This window comes from Streptomyces sp. NBC_01433 (assembly GCF_026340105.1).
Taxonomy (GTDB): Bacteria; Actinomycetota; Actinomycetes; order Streptomycetales; family Streptomycetaceae; genus Streptomyces.
The window spans coordinates 327,034-346,616 of record NZ_JAPEPM010000004.1; the positions used below are offsets into that span (position 1 = coordinate 327,034).

Sequence of the window (19,583 nt, forward strand, 5' to 3'; positions counted from 1 at the left end):
TCTCGGCTATCTCGGCGTGGACGCTGGTGGCCGGGCACTTCACCATCTGCGGGCCGCCCCCGTACACCTCGGGGACCGGCAGCCCGAGGTCTTCGGCCGTCTTGACGTCGGTGGGCACCCACCATGCCGTCAGCAACTCGGGCATGTTGGTGAAGCGTGCGAAGCGGGACTTGGTCTGCAGGCCGCCCTCGGGCGCGATCTCGATCTTGGTGTCGATCTCGGCGTGGTTGGCGACCCAGTCGTCGAAGTTCTCCAGGCCCTCGGCAGCGAGGATGTCGGGGCGCAGCAGCTTCATCCACACGTACGCCTCGGCGATGGAGTTGACCACCGGGGTGGCGGAGGCTCCGGTGATCACGCGGGCGCCGTACTTCTCCCGCATGTATTCGAGCTTCATGTGCAGGTCGGTCGCGCGGATCGACCCGGCAATGCTCAGCCCGGCGTTGTTGGACGGGTTGTACAGGTTCTTAAAATTGTGGATCTCGTCGACGAACAGGTAGTCGATGCCCAACTGCTCCCAGGACAGGCCCCCTTCGCGGATGGAGTGCATCCGGGCGCGCAGGGCCTGCTCGCGGACCAGTTTCTTGCCTTCGACCTCCTTGACGGTGTCGTCTTTTTCGGGGTCTTCGCCCTTGGCGATGATCGCGGCGCGGCGGCGCTGGAGGTCGCGTTCGAAGTCGGCGAGCTGGTTGGCGATGTAGTTCTCGTGCTCGGCCGAGGAGAGAGGGATGGCCTTCATGACGCCGTACGTCATGATGATCGCGTCCCAGTCGCCGGTGGCGGCCTTGGCCGCGAACCGCTTGCGCTTGCGCCGGCTGGAGAGGTCCTTGGTGGACGCTGTCAGAACCTTCGCACCGGGGTAGGCCTGCAGGAACTCGCGTGTCCACTGCTCGGCCATGTGGTTGGGGACGACGATCGCGGGCTTGCGTGCCAGCCCCAGACGCCGCAGTTCCATGGCGCCCATGGACATCTCGAGGGTCTTGCCGGCGCCGACCTCGTGAGCGAGCAGCGCACTGGGCTCGTTGAGGATCCGGGAGACCGCGGCCTGCTGGTGGGCGCGGGGGTTGAACTCGTTGGACAGGCCCGGGAAGGACAGCTTGGGGGCGTCGTCGTAGTTGCGCAGGACGAAGCTGTTGAACCGGGTGTTGTAGACGCCTGCGAGGGTCTCGGCCCGCTCCTCGTCCTTCCACAGCCAGTTGCGGAACTCGTCGTTGATCCTCTCGCCGTACTTGTTGGCGATCGTCGTGGCGGTCATCGCCTCGGCGCGGAGCGCCGCCTTCTCCGCGGCCGTTGCCTCTTCGGGGAAGTTGGCGGTGATGCGGATGGGCCGCTGGTTGAGCAGGGCGCGGGCGATGTCGACCGCGTTCATCTCCTCGGTGCCCCACACCGCGGTGGTCATGACGTTCTTCTCGGCGCGGCAGTTGATCGTCCACGTCGAGCCGGCGGCCCGCTCCACCTTGATCGACTCGTCGCGCAGCAGCTCGCGCAGGAACTCCTGCACGTAGGAGGCGTCCACCCACGGGGCGCCGAGCTTCACTCGGATCTCGCCCGGCGGCACGTCCTTGGGCTGCACCTCGACCAGCGCCGCGACGTTCGCGACGAACCGCTGATCGACTGCTGCGGCGTCCTGGGCCTGGGCGAGCTTGAGGCGCACGTTGCCCGACAGGTACTCGGCGGCCGGCACCAGACGCTCGGTGTGGGGCTCCTCGTACACCACACCGAACAGCGCCGTACGCGCGGCCTGCTGCCCGTCCAGATCCAGCAGGCGGGCGATGACGTCGAGGCGTATCTCCCCGTGCAGGTCGAGGCTGATCGCGGCGGCTTCTTCAGCGGTTTCCGCGCGCTCGGGCAGGGTGCGAGGAGCGGAGACGCGTTGGGTGAAGATCTCGGACTTGCGGGCGGTGCCCGCCTCCTCGTCGTAGTCCTCCAGGGCGTAGACGAGAGGGGCGTGCGGGTCATCCGCGAAGCCGCCCTGCGGCGGAGGGACGCGGGCCCAGACCTTGAGCTTCCCCGCGTCGCGCAGCTCATCGCGCAGCGACTGGAGTTCGGCCAGGCTCTCGCGCAGTGCGGTGGGGGCCTTCTCCGCGTTCCACCCGAGCAGCACCTGCAGGTCCGCTTCGGTCAGGACACCGTCGCCGAGGTTTTCGATGGCACCCTGCTGCTTGGATCCCAGCCGCCCCGAGACATCCAGAGCCGCATCCATCAGTTGCTCGGACAGTTCCTCGGGCAGGTCGTCCCAGGTGAGCTTGCGGGTCCGCTCCTGCCGGGTGAACCGGCTGACCGGCCCGAACTTCTTGACATACGCCTCGTAGTGCGCGTTCAGGGTCGAACGCAGGAATATGAGCCAGGCGTCGTCGGCGTCCGGAGAGGTTTCAGCGTCCAGCAGTTCCGAGACGGCATCACGTATCAGCAGCAGCGCCTTGAGCTCGTCGCGCTGGGTCTTGGGGCAGGGGTGCGGCTCGCTGTCGTCCAGGCGCGCGGACCAGAAACTGCCGTCGGGCAACTCGATGATCCGACCGTCGAACCGCTCGGCGTTGTCCCCGAACAGCTCCTGCGCGCCGGGCCCCTGGACCTCCTCCTCGCGCCTGGCCGGGTTCTCGGTCATCGCCAGACCGGCCTCGACGGCGGCCGCGATCTCCCGCTGCAGCTCCTTGTCGAGACGGGCGGCGGTGTCGCCGCTGCCCGCACGGACCTCCGGCCGGTACTTGCTGCCCCGGGCCCGGCCGGCCTTCAGAGTGCCCAGCACGTTGCGCGGGTGCTTCTGGTAGTACTCGTTGACGTCCATCCGCTCGTCGGCCGCAGTCTTGACCTCTTCGCTCTTCGCGAAGACGGCACCCTGCTTTTTGTGCGAGGGCGCTTTGCGGCGGAACACGAGCAGGTCCGTCGCGACGTCGGTGCCGGCGGCCGCGGCGTGGGCGCCGTTGGGCAGCCGGATCGCGCACACGAGGTCGGCGAGTTCGCCCATCTCGGCACGGGCAGCCTTGGAGGACTTGTCCAGGGTGCCGGTCGAGGTGATGAACGCGGCCACTCCCCCGACCCGTACACCTTCCAGGGCCTTGATGATGAAGTGGTCGTGCATGGGGAAGTTGCCGGGGTTGTGCCGGGGGTCGGTCAGACGGGCGGAGTGGAAGGGCACGTTGCCGATCGCCGCGTCGTACTCGCCCGGCTTGATCCGTGACTTCTCAAATCCCTCATTGACGATGCGGGCCTGCGGATACAGTGCCTGGCTGATCGCCGCGGTCACCGGGTCGAGCTCGACACCGGTCATCTCGGCACCCTCGGGCGCCATCCCGATGAACGTGCCCACCCCGGAGCCAGGCTCCAGCACCCGGCCGCCCTTGAACCCGAGCGCCTGCAAGGCCCGCCAGATCACCTGGACGAACGCCGCGTCCGTGTAGTGCGCGTTCAGCGTGGTCCGCTTCGCGGCCGCGTACTCCGTCTCGCTGAGCAGCTCCTTCAGCTCTGCGTGCGCGGCCTCGTACTTTTGTCGGTGACTCTTGGTCCGCTCCTTCGACGGGGCGAAGAGGTTCGGCAGTGCACCCCACGACGACCACCGGGCCAAGATGCGCCGCTCCTCGTCGGTCGCGTCCCGGTTTTCTCCCTGGATGAGGCGTAGCGTCCGCAGGGCGGCGAGGTTCGCCTCCAGGCGGGGCATCGGCATGGCCGGAGCAAGATCGTTCTGGTCTTCGGGGCGGAACGCCCCCTCCTGCGCCGCCATTTACAGCAGCCCCTGACGGCCAAGAGCGTCATCCGAGAGCCCCGTCAGCTCCAAGAGCCGGGCCGGAGCGCCGATACGGAGGCGAACACGCTCCGCCGCGCTGAAGTCCCCCGGCCCACTGCGGCCGGCCAGCAGATCGTGGAGGTGCTGCTCGCGCCACTGCTCCTCCCCCAGCTCGGCGCCGGTGAGGTGCGGGTCGTCAGCCAGGTCTGCGTCGTCATCATCGGGCAGCAGCACGAGCTCACGCAGGACCTCGGCTTCTGTCTCGTGACGCATCTGCTGCAGGCGGCCAGCGCGCTCGAGGTAGGACTCCCCCACCACGGTGGGTGCGGACAGACGCTCGGCGGTCCAACGGACCCGCACCTCGTCCTGGACATCAACGCCCAGCTCGGCGAAGAAGGCCCCTGGGTCATCGATCTCTGCGATGCGCCCGGGCCGGAACTCCTGCCAGTGCCGCTGCGCGAGCCGCCCGTACTGATTCACGTCCACCACTCCCCACGTCCGATGGGCAGCGCAGAACGATCAAGGATTTTGAGAAGCTCCTCCCACGCCGCCAGGAACCGATATTTGGCGGCGGAGAGGGCTGATAGAGGGTCTGAGCTGCTTAGTTCCGTGGGGCGGGACCGATGAGAGAAGGATCTTTCCTTGCGGTCCGCAAGACGGAATGGAGGGCGTCGGACACTGAGAAGGAAGCGCAGTGTCGGGGCGGGTAATTCAATGGGTCTCTCGCATGCAAAAAGTTCAGCGCCGTACATCCCAGGGGCGCTGCCCCTGGACCCCGCCAGGGGCAAGCGGCCCCTGGACCCGCACCGCGGGGGCCAACCCCCGACCCCGTCAGGGGGCGTTGCCCCCTGCACCCCCTGCTGAGGGCCTGCTCGCCCCCCAGACCCCCAGCGCCAGGCCCTTGGCGGCCTGGACCAGCCCAGCCCGCATGCCCTGCGTCAGCTCCTAACGTCGCCGACGCACCACTCGGGCGCAGGGCGCCCTCCCTGGGCAAGCGGGACTGCAAACCTCCCATACCTCGCATTGGGTGGGGAGTGGTGATCCGGGAGCGCTTACAGGTGCCCGACAAAGAGGGTGGACGGGGAGGTGGTGGAGATTCGGAACCGGGTAGAGATGGCGCGGCAGAGCTAGGGGGCAACTGGTGCGGGCCGAGAACGGGGTAGATGGTGAGGTAGTTGGGCGTGCGATGGGCCGTGGTGCTTGCGTTATGCGTGATGGGCAGATATCACGCGCGCGCGCACGCTCTAGAAGTTAGAGAGATGCGCGTTCCTGCAGGTCAGAGGCGGTATAGATCGCTTTGATCATGACGTGTATCTCATACAACTGGTGCTGCCGTATGGAGTGAGCACCCTACCTACCTTGACGATTGCGCGCTATGTGCGCAATCGTGCGCGCCTTAATGCACCACGCCCCCGAAGTGGATGTCGCGATAGTCCACCAAGGAGGGCCCCGCGAGCGGAGGCTAACGCGCGTACGCGAATGACTTGTTCGTACTTATGTACGACATGCGATCTGGAGAGCCACCGCGGCTTCCCGATGCGCACGCGTGCGAACTAGAGAGGCCTCAGGGGTGAGCGCCACGTGCCGCAGGGGCCAAGCGGGCTAGCTCTCGGCGGTCCGGTTCATGCGCTACACCTCATACACGACACGCCAACGCGCAAATACAGCGCGTCGTTGCGCGGTATGCGCGCAATTAGTAGGCTGCCGCTTGTCTAAGATTCGATCTTGAGGAGCGCTCTTCGCCATGTCGGCAAGTTCCGCCCGAGGCCCGGACGTTAACGGGTCCCTCGGGCCATCTCCAGTTCCCCGTAAGAAGCCGAGCCCCCGAGCCAGCCCCTACCGACAGCCGGGGAGTCTCGCACCTCGTCCCAACGTTGTTGAGCTCCCTGATGGCCACAGGGCCCATGTCGAGCCGCCCCTCACAAGTGATGGCTTCATCGGCGGCGGGTTCGCGATGGATTCGCTCGCCTTCATGCGCTGGGCCTCCGCCTACTTCTACGACGACAACGTCAGTCTCTGCGTCCTCCTCTTCCTGATCGGCAGCCAGGAGCCGGGAGGTCTTGCATGCGTCACTCAGAACGAGATCGCTCAGGGCATTTCCGAGCAGATGTGGGAAGACCTGCGCAAGAGGCGTGATCAAAGCCAAGTCTCCAGGTCCATTTCCAAGCTCACCGCACTCGGGCTGGTTCACATGCCTAAGCGAGGGCACTATCAGCTCCAGCCCGCGGCGACGCTTCGAGGCGGTACCCAGACGTTTGAGCGACCAGTACGGGAGCGAAGTGGGGCCCGGACGGAGAAAGTTCGGGTGAGGGTGGACCAGCTGAGCCTCTTGGCGGATCTTCTGGACGATCCGAACGTCTCCGAAGCTTTCAAACAGCTGGCTCGGCCCGATCCGGAGCTTCCTCGTCGTCGAGGAGCGGCCAAGCAGTCCGATTCAGAGTCCCCCGGAGGGCAGTGTTGATGGCAGAGGTACCCATGGTCGACGAAGCGCCGGCGGAACTCACCTGGGGCTCCTTCAACGTCTTCGCGTACACCCCGAGCATGCCGGGCATCAGCTACCGGGTACTGCACCACCTTCTGGGCGAGCAGAGGCCCGGGGGTCTGTGCCAGACCACCGAGGTTGAGATCGCCGAAGCGCTGAAAGTACATCGTTCCCAAGCGGGTCGTGGGCTTCTTCATCTGGGGCTCGCCCGCATGGTTTTCCGGAAGACTAAAGGTCTCTACCAGCTCAACCCAATGCTGAGTGGCTTTCGCACTCCCGCAGAGCACAAGGCGGCCATCGACGGCATGGTCGAAGACGACTGGCTCGATGTCGAGGACTACCAGGAGCGGTACGACGAGGCCCTCGAAAGGCACGAGGAGGAGGTCCGGCTCCGCACCCTGGAGCGGAAGCACGGCAAGGTTCCGACAGCACCGGGTGTGGCTGACCTAAGCGCAGCGCGCCGCCGGGGACGTCAGTAGTACATCTCGAAGCCCGGAAACAGCGAGGCCCCACCCGAAGGTGGGGCCTCGCTGTGTCTAAGACACTTGATCACCTTACCCCGAACTGGATCCGAGCGCCAGCGGAGCCATTCGCCCAAGGTGGGAGCAGCCTCAGGGCCTGCGACGTGGCACACCGACGTGCACCCACGGAACGGGACAGGGCGACTGGCTGGGTCCGAACGGCGCCGAACTGACCACGATCGATCGCTGCAACTGTGCCGCTGCCGGCCTCACCCCGACGAGTGAGTGCCGGCCAGCCGCCATGAGTAGGCCCCGGGCCTGCGTGTCTCTCTATCGATGCGATGAGAGGCGGCGGACGCCCGCCTCGGACTGGCGCCCTCTGCCCCTCATGATCTGAGGAGGTCGCCCCCGCCTCCATCGTTCGCCTTGTCACCCCTGCCTTCCTGTTTAGTGCGTAGCCGTCTCACCAGGTTGCAGGGCCAGGTGTATAGCTGTGGTGCCGCCTATGCGCAGCCCCAGCCGGAGCGCTACCCCTGCAGCTCGTCATCTCGTCATCGTTCTCTCGGCGTCTGACCGCTCGCTGGGCCCGGTCGTTCTCGCCGCCTCGTTGAGTCCACCAGTCTCGTCGCAACCGTTAGGCGGTTCCCGCCAGTAGCAGGAGCGCGTCGGGAGACGTCATGAGCTTGTCGATCGGTCCACGATCCGTTGCGTGGCTCACGAGACATGGGCGGGTGAGGAAGTGAGGAAAGTGTGTGAGCTTGTGAACGCTGCATCCCGTTCAGCATCTATCTACAGTCGCGAACACTGTGCGCGTCATATGCAGGGAAATCGACGACGGGCGACCATTCAAAGGAAGAGTTTCCGTGCGCACGCCCACCTATGGTCGTTTACCCCACCAGCAGGTGACTTCCATCAAGCCTCCCGGAGTTCAGGTCTCCTCCTGGACCGTCGCGCGATGGACCTCTCACGGTGCAACGGCAGTCACACAGGGTCACATTCCGTGACAGCAAATGACATGCACTCGACAGACTTAAAGGTCTAGGAAAAGTAAAAACCGCCTCTGACCTGCATGTTTCACAAGGTCACACACTTTAATCATTTACTCACTCGGGTCATCAGTGCTGCCACCGATACAGCTCGCGTGGATGCGAGAATCCCAGGTGGGCATTGATTAGACATGTAAGGGATGGTGCTAGGGAGCCTGATATCAATGCAACTTGAGGTAATGGAAGTGGGAATGCTGGCCTATCGGCATTCGCTAAGCGAGCGTCCTATCGGTGGGCGAGGGGGTCGGAAGTTCGATCAACTATCAGCTGTGCATACCGATGTGATGGTGCGTGACTTTGGCACTGCTGTGGCTGTAGCATCCACTGCGTGCCGTGACGAGTACGCGGGCTGACCTGTCGGCGCCTGCGTGGGATATCACGGCAACGTACCGTCCCCCTCGCGAAACTTGGCATAGCGGAGAATCAGTGCACCTTCACACCTTCGAATCACTCGCGTCGCGGCTCAGGATCGTGAGCCAGTTCACCGCCATGACCCCTCCTGACGGGCTGCAGGACTTGGTGGCACAGCTGAGGCCCCGACTGCGCAACGTCATCGGCGTAACGATCGGCAAGGGGGGTGAAGGGAAGACCACAACTGGTGTGACTCTCAGCCACATGCTTGCGCAGGAGCAGCAGAACCTTGCACAGCAGGGGCACGAGGCGAAGCCCATCCTCTACATCGAGCTGGACAGTAACGGGAATGGTCGGCTCGACCTGAAGATCCTCGGTGGAGAGTTTGATGACGATGGCAATGGCTTTGTTGGGGCCGTCACTGAGGACAAGCCATTCACGGTCGTCAGGAATGTAAAGCCATACCTGGACATGACCGTAGCGGGGTCAGCCAACTCGGGACTCGCTGCCGAGATCAGTCGGTTGGCGAGTAAGCACGTTCAGGCTCCATACCTCATGCTTGGGATGCTCCTGGCGCAGATTTCACACAACTATGCGTGGATCATCGTGGACTTCTCCCCCGGCGATGTGTCGGTTCAGCGCCTTGGTCTCGCAGCGGTGACACACCTTGTGCTGCCCGTGAAGAATGCCGACGACGCCATGCTCGGAGGTCTTCAGACGATCGCCAATCTCGTGGCTGAGGTCCGGCTCATCAACCCTGAACTCGGCATCGCAGCGATCGGCTTCCTGGGGTTCAAGAAGGTTGCTGGTGAGGCGACCGCCGAGCTCGACATCGTGCGGGTCAAGATTGAGCTGCTTCTTGAGGCCGCTGGGCTCGAAGCAGGCTTGGTCATGCAGGACCACATTCGAGAAGCTCGAGCCTTGTCAACTGTGAGTCGGAACAACGGCTTGCCAGCCCGTGAGCTCGCGCTTGCCGCGAACGAGCTACTTCTCGACGAGTCGGGCGCTTCCGTGCCGAGGCCGCGCTATGCCAATGGTCGTCTTGTTGAGCCAGATAAGGCACTCGACCTGGCTGAGGACTGGACAACGTTTACTGGCGATGTGATCAAGCGTGTCGTCAGCCGTACCGCCGAGCTTGAGGGAGTAGCCGCATGACGGGCCGCAACGGATCCACCAAAAGGTCTGCCTCCGGCACGCCGTCCAAGTCCGCGGAGACCCCTGCGGAGCGGAAGGCTCGCGAGGCCGAAGAGAGGAAGAAGAGGCTCGCCGCCCAGATGCCCAACTTCTCACTCAAGGGCTTCAAGGCCGGGGCTGTCGAATCGAACGGCGGAGGTGACCAGGAGTCGGAGGGCGGGGCAGTGAAGTCCCAACCTGCGGGTCTCGATAAGGATGCTGCATCCTTCTTCGCTGGCTTCACGGTGGACAAGGCGGATGAACCTGCCGGAGGCGTGGCTGAGGCGCTGGTTCCGCCTCAGCCCAACAGCTCTCCGGTGAGCAGTGGAGGAGAAGCGGCGGAAGCCAGCACGACTGAGCCTGCCTCTGCGGAGCCGCTGCCTCAGTCCTCCGCCGCGGAGGTCGACCATGACACCCCTGACAGCCGTCGCCATGCAGTCTCGCCCGCTGAGCCAGCTCCAGCTGAGGATGTGGTGAGGACGCAGCCCTACATGGGTGAAGAATCGGGCACAGAGCGTGGGAAGATCCACAGCCCATCGGGGGCTTCGCTTAATGAGGTGACGCCTGGCGTTGCTGCCTCATCCGGGTGGGAGGGGCGCGCTTCGACTCCCTCGACAGGGACTAGCACCGAGATGGCGCGGCATTCTGCAACCAGCGGTGGCGGGTACGTGATCGCTACGGCTCAGCAGGGAAGCCCGGCGCCTCGACGACTGCGACGACCGCGTGTGGCGCGGTTCGACCCGAGCCAGCAGCAGACGAGCCGCGAAGATGCTCTGCGCGAGCTCCAGGAAGCTGCCCCGCGCTACTCATCTCTGCTAGTCGCATATCGCGTGGGCCAGCTCAGTACCGTCCCGAGCGTGAATAGGAACATTCACCTGTATGGGGCTGCGTTCGAGCAACTCGCTAATCAGGGGACCCGTGACAAGGCGCTTTTCATGACCCTCACTGGCCAGCGCCATAGGCTCACTCCGGCTCACTACGTCGACGCCGTCCTTGAAGCAGCATTGGGATCACTCGACCCCACGTGTGTCGACGAGGATTTGATCGAGGACGAGAAGGATCATGTCGAACGTCTTGCGGAAATGGCCTACAAGTACCGCGGCTACATCCTCAACAACCAGTACCTCGCCAACCTCGAGAAGCAGCGGTTCTCCTGCACTCTTCGCAAGGATGTGGATGCGAAGGTCAGCAGGATGATGGATCTCCTCGGCGCGATGCCGGCCATAAAGATCCAGCCGTTTGAGATCATCAGCGCAGTTGTCGCCGACTACCTCAACGGCCTTCCCAACGAGCTGCCCCACGTGGAGGAATTCTTTGCCCGGACCACGGAGACCACCTACCAGTGACTACTAGCGCATTGCCGTGGAGCGCCTTCAATCCGTGATCCGGGCCTACTGTCCACGAACGTCAGTACCTGCACAGAAGATTCAGCGCTCATCCAAGGCCCTTTACAGGTCCCGGATGACCTCCCCTGTGTGTGGGTCGACGGCGCAGCCGTCGGCTCGCACACATTCAGGCTGCGCAATCGCAGAGTGGGGGACTCTGCTTCGCGAGGGGGGAAGGGCCGCGCCTGGGACTCCGGCAAGACGGTCAGTTTGGAGTTAGTCGCAGTCCTGACCTGCGCTTTTGCCTGGAATCCCGCGAGGTGGCCTGCTTGCGTCACGTCGGGATGATCGGACGTCGACGCCGCCCTGGGCCCGCACGCGCCCGCTCAGGCGATTTCCATTCCTCGCGAAGAGGCAGCCTGGAGGCTACTGGCGTATCCGTAACAGGCATTTGCTGCTTCGACTCTTACTTCTCTGTGCCCCTGGACGTGGCGCTCACTCACCGCGCTCAAAGGCTTCGTCGTCCCAGATCCATTGGCCATCGGATGCGATGCAAAGTCCCGCGATGACTTCGCCGGTGGTTGGGTCGATGACGCGGCCGTCCGCGCGGAGGTACTGCGGCTGTGCGACGGCCGGGTGGGGGAGAGGGGACTGCTGCGAGGCCTTACGGCGCTCGGCGAGCCGTACTTGTTCGCGGCGCCAGTGGACTCGCTGGGCCTCGTGGTGGCGGCAACGCCGTTCTTCTGCTCCGGCCGTTCCCAGGCGCTCAGCTGTCTCCGTCCAGCTGTTGACCGGATGGGAGCAGTGCTGGGTGGGTGTCCCGATGCCTTCGAGCGCGGTGGGGGAGAGCTGGTACAGCTCACCATCGTGGTGGATGAGTCCGAGTTCCTTGAGCTTCCCCAGCTGTCGGTAGGCGGTTGGCCTGGAGATGGAGGCGCTCGCCCGGAGTTCCGTCAGGCTCTGTCCGTCTCGTTCGGCGAGGGCCGCCAGGATGGCGAGTCCGCTACCTCCGAGGCCGTGGTGGGCGAAGGCATCGAGATGCATCAGTCGGCCAGCGGTGCGGGAGTCGAGGTCGGCACCTGTGTCCTGTTGTCTCACTCCTGGGCCACTCATGGCCCCCCCAGCCTCCGGCCCTTTGGGGGTGGACCAGTGGTGAGACGTGCTGGAGGGAAGACGGGATATGAGCATCCAGCGGGCGCCATCGGTAGGGGAGCCGTTGTCGAGCTGGCGCAGCATCTTGGCCTGGAGGAGTCGCTGGTTGGAGTTGTGAGCGGTGGTGCGGCTGCAGCCCATCCGTTCGGCGAGGTCGCGTTCGGAGACGGTGTGGTCCCAGCTTCCGGCCTGGGAGCAGATCTCCATGCGGGCGATGAGGTTGCGCAGGTCGGTCTTGCCGGCGACGCCTTTCCAGGGGGTGCACTCGATGCGTGAGCGGAAGGCCGCGAGCGCGGCGTGGAAGTCCTGGCGGGTGCTGATGGGGTCGATGGACCGGATGTATTGCTGTGCGCCGTCCCAGGCCCGCTGGAGCCAGGCGGCGGCCTTGTCGTAGCCGCGGCGGTGGTGGAGGGTTCGGGCGTGCTGTCCGGCCTTGTACGGGCCGTCGAGCATGACCTGGAGGAATGCGGCGCGGCTCCATCCCACACGGGCGGCGTCGGCGGCCAACGCCCGTGTCATCGCCCAGGCATGGTCCGATGCGGCGGTGTTCTTCCCGCCGCGCTGGAGATTGCCCATCGTGTATGCGTCGTCCTGGTCGCCGAGAACGAGGAGTTTCTGCATGCGGGCGGACAGGGGCGGGAGCGGAGCGAGGAGCCCGGTCCTGTGCAGCGGCCGACCCTCGATGTGGGCATAGAGGGAGCTCTGCTTGGCCGGTCGCGTCGGGTGCACTGGGTGCGGTGCGGGCGCAACGGGCGAGTGGCGGGACGAAGAGAGGGGCCGTGCCCCGGCTGGAGGGAGGGTCGCTATCGCACTGGCCATGATCACAGCACTCCCGCCGAGATCCAGCAGTGGGAGGGGGAGAACCCATGCGGGTGCACCGTCGCGTCTCCGGCCTGAGTGCGGCGTTGGGCAGGGTGAAGAAGGGCGCCCGGATGGCGGGCAGAACGGGAGAATTGGGGCAGGGGTGGGTGACAAGCGGCAGCGAGCTGCTGCATCATGAGGGCGATCCGTTCCCGGTGTCGTGGAACGTCGAGGCCCCTTGGCAGGGGTGCGAGCTCCGGAGTGGGAGTGATTTCGCCCGGCTCCTTCGGAAAGGAGAAGCCGGGACTCGCTCGACTGGCAGGTCGGGCGATGACGAAGGGCCGGCGGCTGATGCGGTGGTGGCACACCGCATCGAGCACGAGGCCGGGCCCGGTGTGTATTGGCAGACAGCACCGGGGCCGCAGGGTTAGGTCATCGGATGGTCCCTGCGCAGTTGTCTGCCGTCCCTGACTGACACGTCGTCCTCCTTGGCTGGGTGTGGCCTGCTTCGAGGCCACCGTGCTTACGCGCCCGGCGGCGGGAACCGCTGTGCGGGTGCCTGGGGGGCCGCCGTATGCCTTGTGAAGGGCAGGCGGCCGGTGTTCGGGTCACGCGGCCTGGGCGGCCGCGAAGCGGTGGTGTGCGATGACAACGCTGGACTCGATGGCCGCCTGCACGGTGTTGCTCATCAGCCGCCCGTAGGCGATCAAGGGGTCGCCTTGCGCGTGATCGGGGGCCAGGATGCTGACGGCGGCGACCACGCGCGGCTCGGCACCGGGAGTGGCCGGGGCACCTGGCAGGCGGCGGACCGGGACAGAGACCAGGATCCAGCCGGGCAGCGGCGACTGGGTGAGCGCGACCTGGGCGGAGCGGATCTGACGCAGGTCCTCGCGCAGCGGGGTGTCATGGCCGGCGAGATGGGCGAGCATGACCAGCCCCGGCGCGTCGGAGTCGAGGGGGGCCTGGCGGAGTCGGTCCACGGCTCCGGGGGTGAAGGCCAGTTCGCGGCGGAGGCGCAGGTCGTGGGCCCCGGCGGCGGCAATGCACAGACGCTCGCCGGTGACGGGGGAGTATGTGTGCAGCAGCACAGCCTGCTCGGTGCGGCTGTGAATGTCGTCGAGAAGGAGGGCGGCGTCCAGCAGGGGAGTAGTGCTGGGATGTACGAGCCCCGGCGTGTCGGTCGGACGGGCCGGGGTGGGGCGGAGTTCCCAGTACCCGAAGCGCGGCCGATAGCAGACCTTGGCCCTGAAGAGCTGGAGCAGCCGCCGGCGGACTTCGTCTTCGGCCATGGTTGTGCGCGCGGTGATCTCGCCGGACTTGTGCGGACCCGGGCCGAGCTGGAGAAGAGCATGGAGCACTGCGTTCGTGCGGTCACGCTCTCTGCGCTGATGCGAGCTACGCAAGCCGATGTCCACAATTCCTCCCCGTCGCGCCAAATCAGCACGTCAGCCGGGGCAGTTGGTGCTGTTGGTCTGTCTAGAAGATCTCTATCTGGGCACACGTGGGGCTGGCCAGGAACACCCCCTTCCGGAAGACCCCCTTCCTGTGACGGAAGGTGAGCAGCGCTTGCGGGATTGCGGCATAGTGCGCAGGTATCGGCGTATTCGCTGCTGTTGCTGTGAGTCAGATGTGTGGAAACTTTCACGTTTCCGCCAGAGTGAAATGTCGACAAAAGGTCGTCGTTCGCCACGTGCCTTCGTCGGCCAGGGGCCGGTATACACCCGACGGATCCGTCATTCATCCCAAAATGGAACGTCACTGGTGTAGTCCTCTGCCTGTGCGGCCCTTCCGTGGCGTAGGACTCACTGCCCCGGGGGACTAAGCAATTGCCGGTGCTTCAAGCCTCTTTGAGAAGAAACAAAGGAAACGCCCCCATACGCGCAATGCTAGGGATGTGCGCCCGCGCAGAGGGCGATCGGCGGGATCGTCACAGCACCGAGTCGGCCGGGCCCCACCTCATCGACGATGGCGGCTGCCGCACCGTAGACGGCGCGGCACATCGCGCGGCCGGGAGAATCCTCCCGGCTCCACCAACGGCCCCTTCGAGCCGCCACATCCATCAGCTCCGACAGCTCCAGCCCGGACAGCTCCACTCGTACGAGCCCCGCGTCGGCCAGTTGCTGCATGCCCTCGGCGAAGTGCGCGGTGCCGTACCGGCGGGCACATCGGGTAAGCATCGCCGACCACACAGACGGCGCACACACCAGCTCGATCCGCGCGATGCCCACGGCGGCCTTCAATCTGCGGCGCCGTCGCACCCACTCCACCCCGTGCCTCCCGTCTCTGACGTCGTCAGCTGCCGACATGCACGGCACGCCTACACCCCACTCACTCACGCGCTCGGCGCTCGCCAAGGCCCTCCGGCCCGTCCGGTGGCAGCGGGCGGGATCCGAACGCAACTGGTGTTCCTCCCCGCGGGAGGATGCGTACCGATACGCCGATCACCCGTGGTTCCTCGGGCACGCTGGATGCGAAGACACCGAACCGCCCCCAGAAGGAGAGACCTCGCAGCAGGCGGGCGCGGGCGAGCAACCGCGGTCAAGGGGGCCGACCAAGGCGCCGGAACCGCAGCACCGGGCACCTCCTGGTCCCGCATCAAACCCAGGCCCGACACAGCGAACAGCACCGCCCACCGGGTGGGTGGCTCAGATCAGGAGGAAGCATGCACAGCCAGCCAGCTGGGGGAGACGCGGGCTGGGCCCCGAGCGCGCAGAGCCAGCCGGCCAGCGGCGGCGACGCGGCGCCCGACCACGGGACCTTCGCCGTCGCCTACACGGCAGCGTCCTGGTACGGCCAGGCCGTCCCCCAGCCCGGTCCCGCCCCCGCACCGCCGACTCCGGTGCCGGACCCGCTCCCGCCGCAGCATGCCCCGGCCCCCGCGGTGCCCGCGGCGTGGATCGGCCAGCCCGTCCAGCACGCTGTGCCCCCGGAGCCGACGCAGACCCCGCAGCCCCCGCCCGCGAACTACGCAACTCCGCCTCCGGGGTCCGCCTACCCGCAGCAAGGGCCGCCGCCTGCGCCGGCCGGACACGGATACCCTCCAGCAGTCGCCCACCCCTCCCCTCCCGCCCCCGCGGCGCCCGCGTTCCCGACCGGTGGCCCCGCGCCAGCGGCCACCGCCTGGCCGCCGCAGTACACCGCGCCCACCGCCGTTCCCACCGTCGCGCAGACGCCACCCGCGCAACTGGCCCCCGCAGCCCCGTACGCACCGGCACACCAGGCGTCTGCAGGCCCGGCGCAGACGCAGCTGGGGCATAGCGCCGCGACCGAGCTGTCCTCCGAACGGCTCCTGCGCGGGGGCCCGCCCAAGCCGCGCAGCGCCCGCCCCGGAACCCGCCCCTCACGCTTCCGTATCGGCGGTGGGCGCGAGGACACCGAGCTGCAGCGCAAGCTGGGACTCATCCGCACGCCGGTCCACTCCTGCTACCGGATCGCCGTGATCAGTCTTAAGGGCGGCGTCGGAAAGACCACCGTCACCACGGCGCTTGGTGCCACGCTCGCCAGCGAGCGCCAGGACAAGGTCCTGGCCATCGACGCCAACCCGGACGCCGGCACACTCGGACGGCGGGTGCGGCGCGAAACAGGCGCGACCATCCGCGACCTCGTTCAGGCGATCCCCACCCTGAACACCTACATGGACATCCGCGCCTTCACCTCGCAGGCTCCCTCGGGCCTTGAGATCCTCGCCAACGACGTCGACCCTGCCATCTCCACCACTTTCAACGACGACGACTACCGCCGCGCCATCGACGTGCTGGGACGCCAGTACCCGATCATCCTCACCGACTCCGGTACCGGTCTGCTCTACAGCGCGATGCGCGGAGTCCTCGACCTGGCCGATCAGCTGATCGTTGTCGCGACCCCGTCGGTGGACGGCGCTTCCAGCGCCAGCACCACCCTGGACTGGCTCAACGCGCACGGATACACCGACCTGGTCAGCAGGGGTCTGACAGTCGTTTCCGGAGTACGCGAGAAGGGCCGGATGATCAAGGTGGAGGACATCGTCGCTCACTTCTCCGCCCGGTGCCGCGGCGTCGTCTCGGTGCCCTTCGACGAGCACCTGGCGGCCGGTGCCGAGGTGGACCTGGACCTGATGCGGCCCAAGACCCGCGAGGCATACCTGAACCTGTGCACCCTCGTCGCCGAGGGCTTCGCCACGCGTAGGAACACCCCGCCCGCCGCCTATCCCTTCCCGCCCCAGCCGCCGGCCGAGCAGCACGGCTACGGCATGCCACCGGGATCTCAGCACAACCCGTTCCCGCCGCGGCCGCGCTGATCTCGGAAGCGCAGGACAGGACGGGCGAAGGGGCGCAAGGGAGCGTGAAGTCCGCCTCGGGGGAGCAGACTTCAGCCCGTCTCCCACCGTGCGGGAATGCCCGCTGCTCCGACGTCGGGAGCGTTCCTGGCGGCCGCAAGCTGCTCAGAGCCACCGTCGTCACCGAGGAGAATCCGCATGTCCCACACTGCCGAACCCCGCCCCTACGCGGCGCGGGCCGCGGCCGCCGCCATCGGACTGACTGCCGCCCTGGGCCTGGCCGCCTGCGCGAGCAGCGCTCCCTCGACGAGCAATCACGCACCCGCTTCCCATCAGCCCTCCGCCACCGCGAGCCCTGCCCCGCGCAGCGTCGTGAGCCTCAGTGAGGCCAACAAGATTCTCGACACCTACCAGAATGTGAACAACCGTGCGAACGCGACCCGTGACGCCAAGCTTCTGGCCACCGTGGAAGCCGGGCAGCTGTATGCGCGCAGCAAGGCCGAGTTCGAACAGCTCAGGACGCTGAGCGAGAAGGAGCAGAAGAACTACGGCAAGCCGTTCACCTTCACCGACCGCACCTTCTACCTGCCGGCCGGGGGCGACTGGTTCGCTGCCCAGGCCAGGACCGGAAAGGACCACGCGGTGATGGTGTTCGAGAAGTCGCCCGCCACCGCCAACGCGTGGAAGAAGGTCGTCTCGCTGTTCCCTGCCAAGGCGCTGCCTCCGGTGAAGACCGCCGACGGCGTAGCGCGAACCGCCCCGGCGGCCAACGCCGTGGGTCCCCTCTCGCCGGACGACGTCCCCGCGGCCGTCGAGGACCTCTTCGCCACCGGCGGCACCAAGCAGGGAGCCGCCCTGGCCCGAACGGGCAAGAACGCGAAGAGCATCCTCAAGACCCACAAGGAGCGCGGCAAAAGCCTGGGCCCGCAGGCCAAGGTGAGCTTCTTCCCCGCGACCCCGGTCAACAAGAAGGTGTACACCCTACGCACCCGCGACGGAGTTCTCGCGATCGCCCCCCTTGCGCACAACGAGGAAAGCCTCGTCCTGCAGCCCGGCCTGCAGATCACCCCGGGAAAGGTCGGCTCGGTATACGACAAGTCGCCGCGCCCGGTGACGGTCGACGTCTTCCAGGGCGAAACCCTGATGCTCCTCCCCGAGAAGGGGCGTCCGGACATTCTGGACTACCGATACGCCCAAACTGATTCGCGCTGAGTGCGTCAGGCGAGGATGGCGCACGTACCGAGGCTGCTCCGAGCCCCGTACGTGCTGAAGCGGGGTTGCCCGCAGGCCGGGCACGACACGGGGCGTTGGGCTTGAGCGGCTGACCGCGCGCCCTTCGGCGGAGGTCCTCGCCGCCGCTGGGGCTATTGGCCGTGCCGCCGCCCACCCCCTCCAGCCTCCGTGGTCCCAGCAGTCAGCCGCGAATGCGCGCTTGTACCCCAACAAGGCTGCTCAGAGAGCGACATGACGGCCAATCAAAAGCTGGCCTTCGCAGCTTCTGTACGCAGCCTGGCCGATGCCGGCCGGGCCCACGAGGCGATGACGCGCTGCCGCCGGAGCAGCTGGCGCACGGGGGACGCGACGGTCGATGGGCACACCGCAGTCGAAGAACTTCTCGTGGGTGGCCAGATCGTCCAGGTGCAGTACGGGTGCGTCGTCGAGCACCGCCGCGAGCCGGGCGGCGAAGGTGCTCTTGCCGGATCCCGCGTGGGCCGTCGACGGCGATCAGCCTCGCCGGGTCACTGACCTCGGGCTCGATCGTGGTCCTGGGCCTTTCGGTCCTCGTTGGTTCCTTCGCCCGCACTTACCGCAAGGGCCGGTCGGCGTACAACGAGATGCAGGGCATCGTATGACGGAGGCTCAGCCGGAGGAGACCGTGGCCGATGCCACCGCGGAACCGGAGGTACGAGTCCACCGTGCTGAACTCCTGGCTCGGCGGGGACTGGGCGTGGCCGGGCTCGCGGAACGGATCGGCATCCATCCGAACAATGTCTCGCGAATCAAGAACGGCCACATCGACGGCATGAAGTTCGCAACCTTCGGCACCATCTGCCGTGAGCTGGACTGCCAGCCCTGGGACCTGCTGACGTACGAGTGACCGCGGCTCTCGGCACCTGGGGAACTCCCGAGGCCCGATACATGGACGGGGGCGCAGACAACCCCGGCCGACAGAGACATGGAAGGGACCCGGCTCATGCCTGGTCCCTTCCTCAAGTGGCGGGCGACCTCTGGGTTACTGGGTTATGAGCCCAGCGAGCTGCTGAGCTGCTCCACCCCGCGTCGGCGGCGCCACCCACGTGATGGTCGGCGAAAGGTACGGCGGTCAGCGACACCTAGGATTTAGTCAAGTCCGCAAGTGCTTTCAGCGCATCACGCTGGACGACCGGATCATCGATGATGACGCGGACGTACGCGTCCAGCTCTCGCAGGAGCGTGCCAGCGATGACCGGCGGCAGTTCCGAGACTGCGAGATGCAGCGCCATGACGAAGCCGGCGCCAGTCACCCGTGTTCCGGCCTTCCTCACGAGCTTGGGATAGAACTCCTTGACCTTATGTGGTTCACCGTCCAGAGCTTGCAGACGTCGGGTGAACTCGTCTTGGTCCGGGAGGACTGTAGCGGCAGCAGGCATGACGTGATTCTCCTCCCTGTCGGGCCACGTACTGAAATCTGTCGTGCGGCACGGCAGCATCCGCTGAAATCTTCCCTGCGCTACTGAAATCTCTGGAGTGGCCCGACAACCCGCGCATGCGGCGGAATCGGCTCGGCCCACGCGCCCCGGAAGCGCGGTACCCACGCAGCGGACCACGGATGAATGGGG

Annotated in this window: 14 protein-coding genes (1 of these 14 running past the window's edge); 8 read left to right on the forward strand and 6 right to left on the reverse strand. The window is 66.4% G+C overall.

Annotated elements, in window-relative coordinates:
• Both OG413_RS41040 and OG413_RS41045 read right to left on the reverse strand, forming a co-directional pair.
• Positions 1-3,715, reverse strand: partial view of a UvrD-helicase domain-containing protein gene (locus OG413_RS41040; RefSeq protein ID WP_266814798.1) — the beginning only. The gene continues 24,110 nt to the left of window position 1, outside the view; the window shows 3,715 of its 27,825 coding nt (coding positions 1-3,715); the start codon lies at positions 3,713-3,715; the stop codon falls past the left edge of the window.
• Complete coding sequence (locus tag OG413_RS41045) at positions 3,716-4,198, reverse strand: hypothetical protein (protein WP_266814799.1); 483 nt, start codon at positions 4,196-4,198, stop codon at positions 3,716-3,718.
• 1,474 nt (positions 4,199-5,672) lie between these two features.
• Between OG413_RS41045 and OG413_RS41050 the strand changes: the two genes are divergently transcribed.
• The 4 genes from OG413_RS41050 to OG413_RS41065 all read left to right on the forward strand — a co-directional run bounded on the left by OG413_RS41050 (position 5,673) and on the right by OG413_RS41065 (position 10,577).
• Complete coding sequence (locus OG413_RS41050; protein WP_266814800.1) at positions 5,673-6,179, forward strand: hypothetical protein; 507 nt, start codon at positions 5,673-5,675, stop codon at positions 6,177-6,179.
• Positions 6,180-6,193: 14 nt separating this feature from the next.
• Complete coding sequence (locus tag OG413_RS41055; protein WP_266814801.1) at positions 6,194-6,679, forward strand: hypothetical protein; 486 nt, start codon at positions 6,194-6,196, stop codon at positions 6,677-6,679.
• Positions 6,680-8,178: 1,499 nt separating this feature from the next.
• Entirely contained in the window at positions 8,179-9,213 is a 1,035-nt protein-coding gene (locus tag OG413_RS41060; RefSeq protein WP_266814802.1) for a ParA family protein, read from the forward strand.
• Positions 9,210-10,577, forward strand: coding sequence for a hypothetical protein (locus OG413_RS41065; protein WP_266814803.1), 1,368 nt, complete (start codon positions 9,210-9,212; stop codon positions 10,575-10,577). The genes OG413_RS41060 and OG413_RS41065 overlap by 4 nt, the downstream gene beginning before the upstream one ends.
• 474 nt (positions 10,578-11,051) lie before the next feature.
• On the opposite strand, the gene OG413_RS41070 is transcribed toward OG413_RS41065, so the two are convergent.
• The 3 genes from OG413_RS41070 to OG413_RS41080 all read right to left on the reverse strand — a co-directional run bounded on the left by OG413_RS41070 (position 11,052) and on the right by OG413_RS41080 (position 14,815).
• Positions 11,052-12,329: a helix-turn-helix domain-containing protein gene (locus OG413_RS41070; RefSeq protein ID WP_266814804.1), complete on the reverse strand. Its 1,278-nt coding sequence runs from the start codon at positions 12,327-12,329 to the stop codon at positions 11,052-11,054.
• Positions 12,330-13,117: 788 nt separating this feature from the next.
• Positions 13,118-13,867 (reverse strand): hypothetical protein, encoded by a 750-nt coding sequence (locus OG413_RS41075; protein WP_266814805.1) that lies wholly within the window; start codon positions 13,865-13,867, stop codon positions 13,118-13,120.
• A gap of 528 nt (positions 13,868-14,395) precedes the next feature.
• The gene (locus OG413_RS41080) at positions 14,396-14,815 is read right to left on the reverse strand and encodes a hypothetical protein (protein WP_266814806.1); all 420 of its coding nucleotides are present in this window, start codon (positions 14,813-14,815) and stop codon (positions 14,396-14,398) included.
• 356 nt (positions 14,816-15,171) lie between these two features.
• On the opposite strand from OG413_RS41080, the gene OG413_RS41085 reads away from it, so the two are divergent.
• The 4 genes from OG413_RS41085 to OG413_RS41100 all read left to right on the forward strand — a co-directional run bounded on the left by OG413_RS41085 (position 15,172) and on the right by OG413_RS41100 (position 18,862).
• Positions 15,172-16,785 carry an AAA family ATPase gene (locus OG413_RS41085; RefSeq protein WP_266814807.1) on the forward strand — a complete coding sequence of 538 codons (1,614 nt, stop codon included), beginning with the start codon at positions 15,172-15,174 and terminating at the stop codon, positions 16,783-16,785.
• Between the two features lie 177 nt (positions 16,786-16,962).
• Positions 16,963-17,976, forward strand: coding sequence for a hypothetical protein (locus OG413_RS41090; RefSeq protein WP_266814808.1), 1,014 nt, complete (start codon positions 16,963-16,965; stop codon positions 17,974-17,976).
• Between the two features lie 252 nt (positions 17,977-18,228).
• A complete protein-coding gene (locus OG413_RS41095) occupies positions 18,229-18,510 on the forward strand; it encodes a hypothetical protein (RefSeq protein ID WP_266814996.1) in 282 nt (93 codons plus the stop codon).
• Positions 18,511-18,613: 103 nt separating this feature from the next.
• Entirely contained in the window at positions 18,614-18,862 is a 249-nt protein-coding gene (locus tag OG413_RS41100) for a helix-turn-helix transcriptional regulator (RefSeq protein ID WP_266814809.1), read from the forward strand.
• Positions 18,863-19,097: 235 nt separating this feature from the next.
• Here the strand turns inward: OG413_RS41100 and OG413_RS41105 are convergent, their stop codons facing one another.
• Positions 19,098-19,394, reverse strand: a complete 297-nt coding sequence (locus OG413_RS41105) for a hypothetical protein (protein ID WP_266814810.1) — start codon at positions 19,392-19,394, stop codon at positions 19,098-19,100.
• Positions 19,395-19,583: the final 189 nt, after the last annotated feature.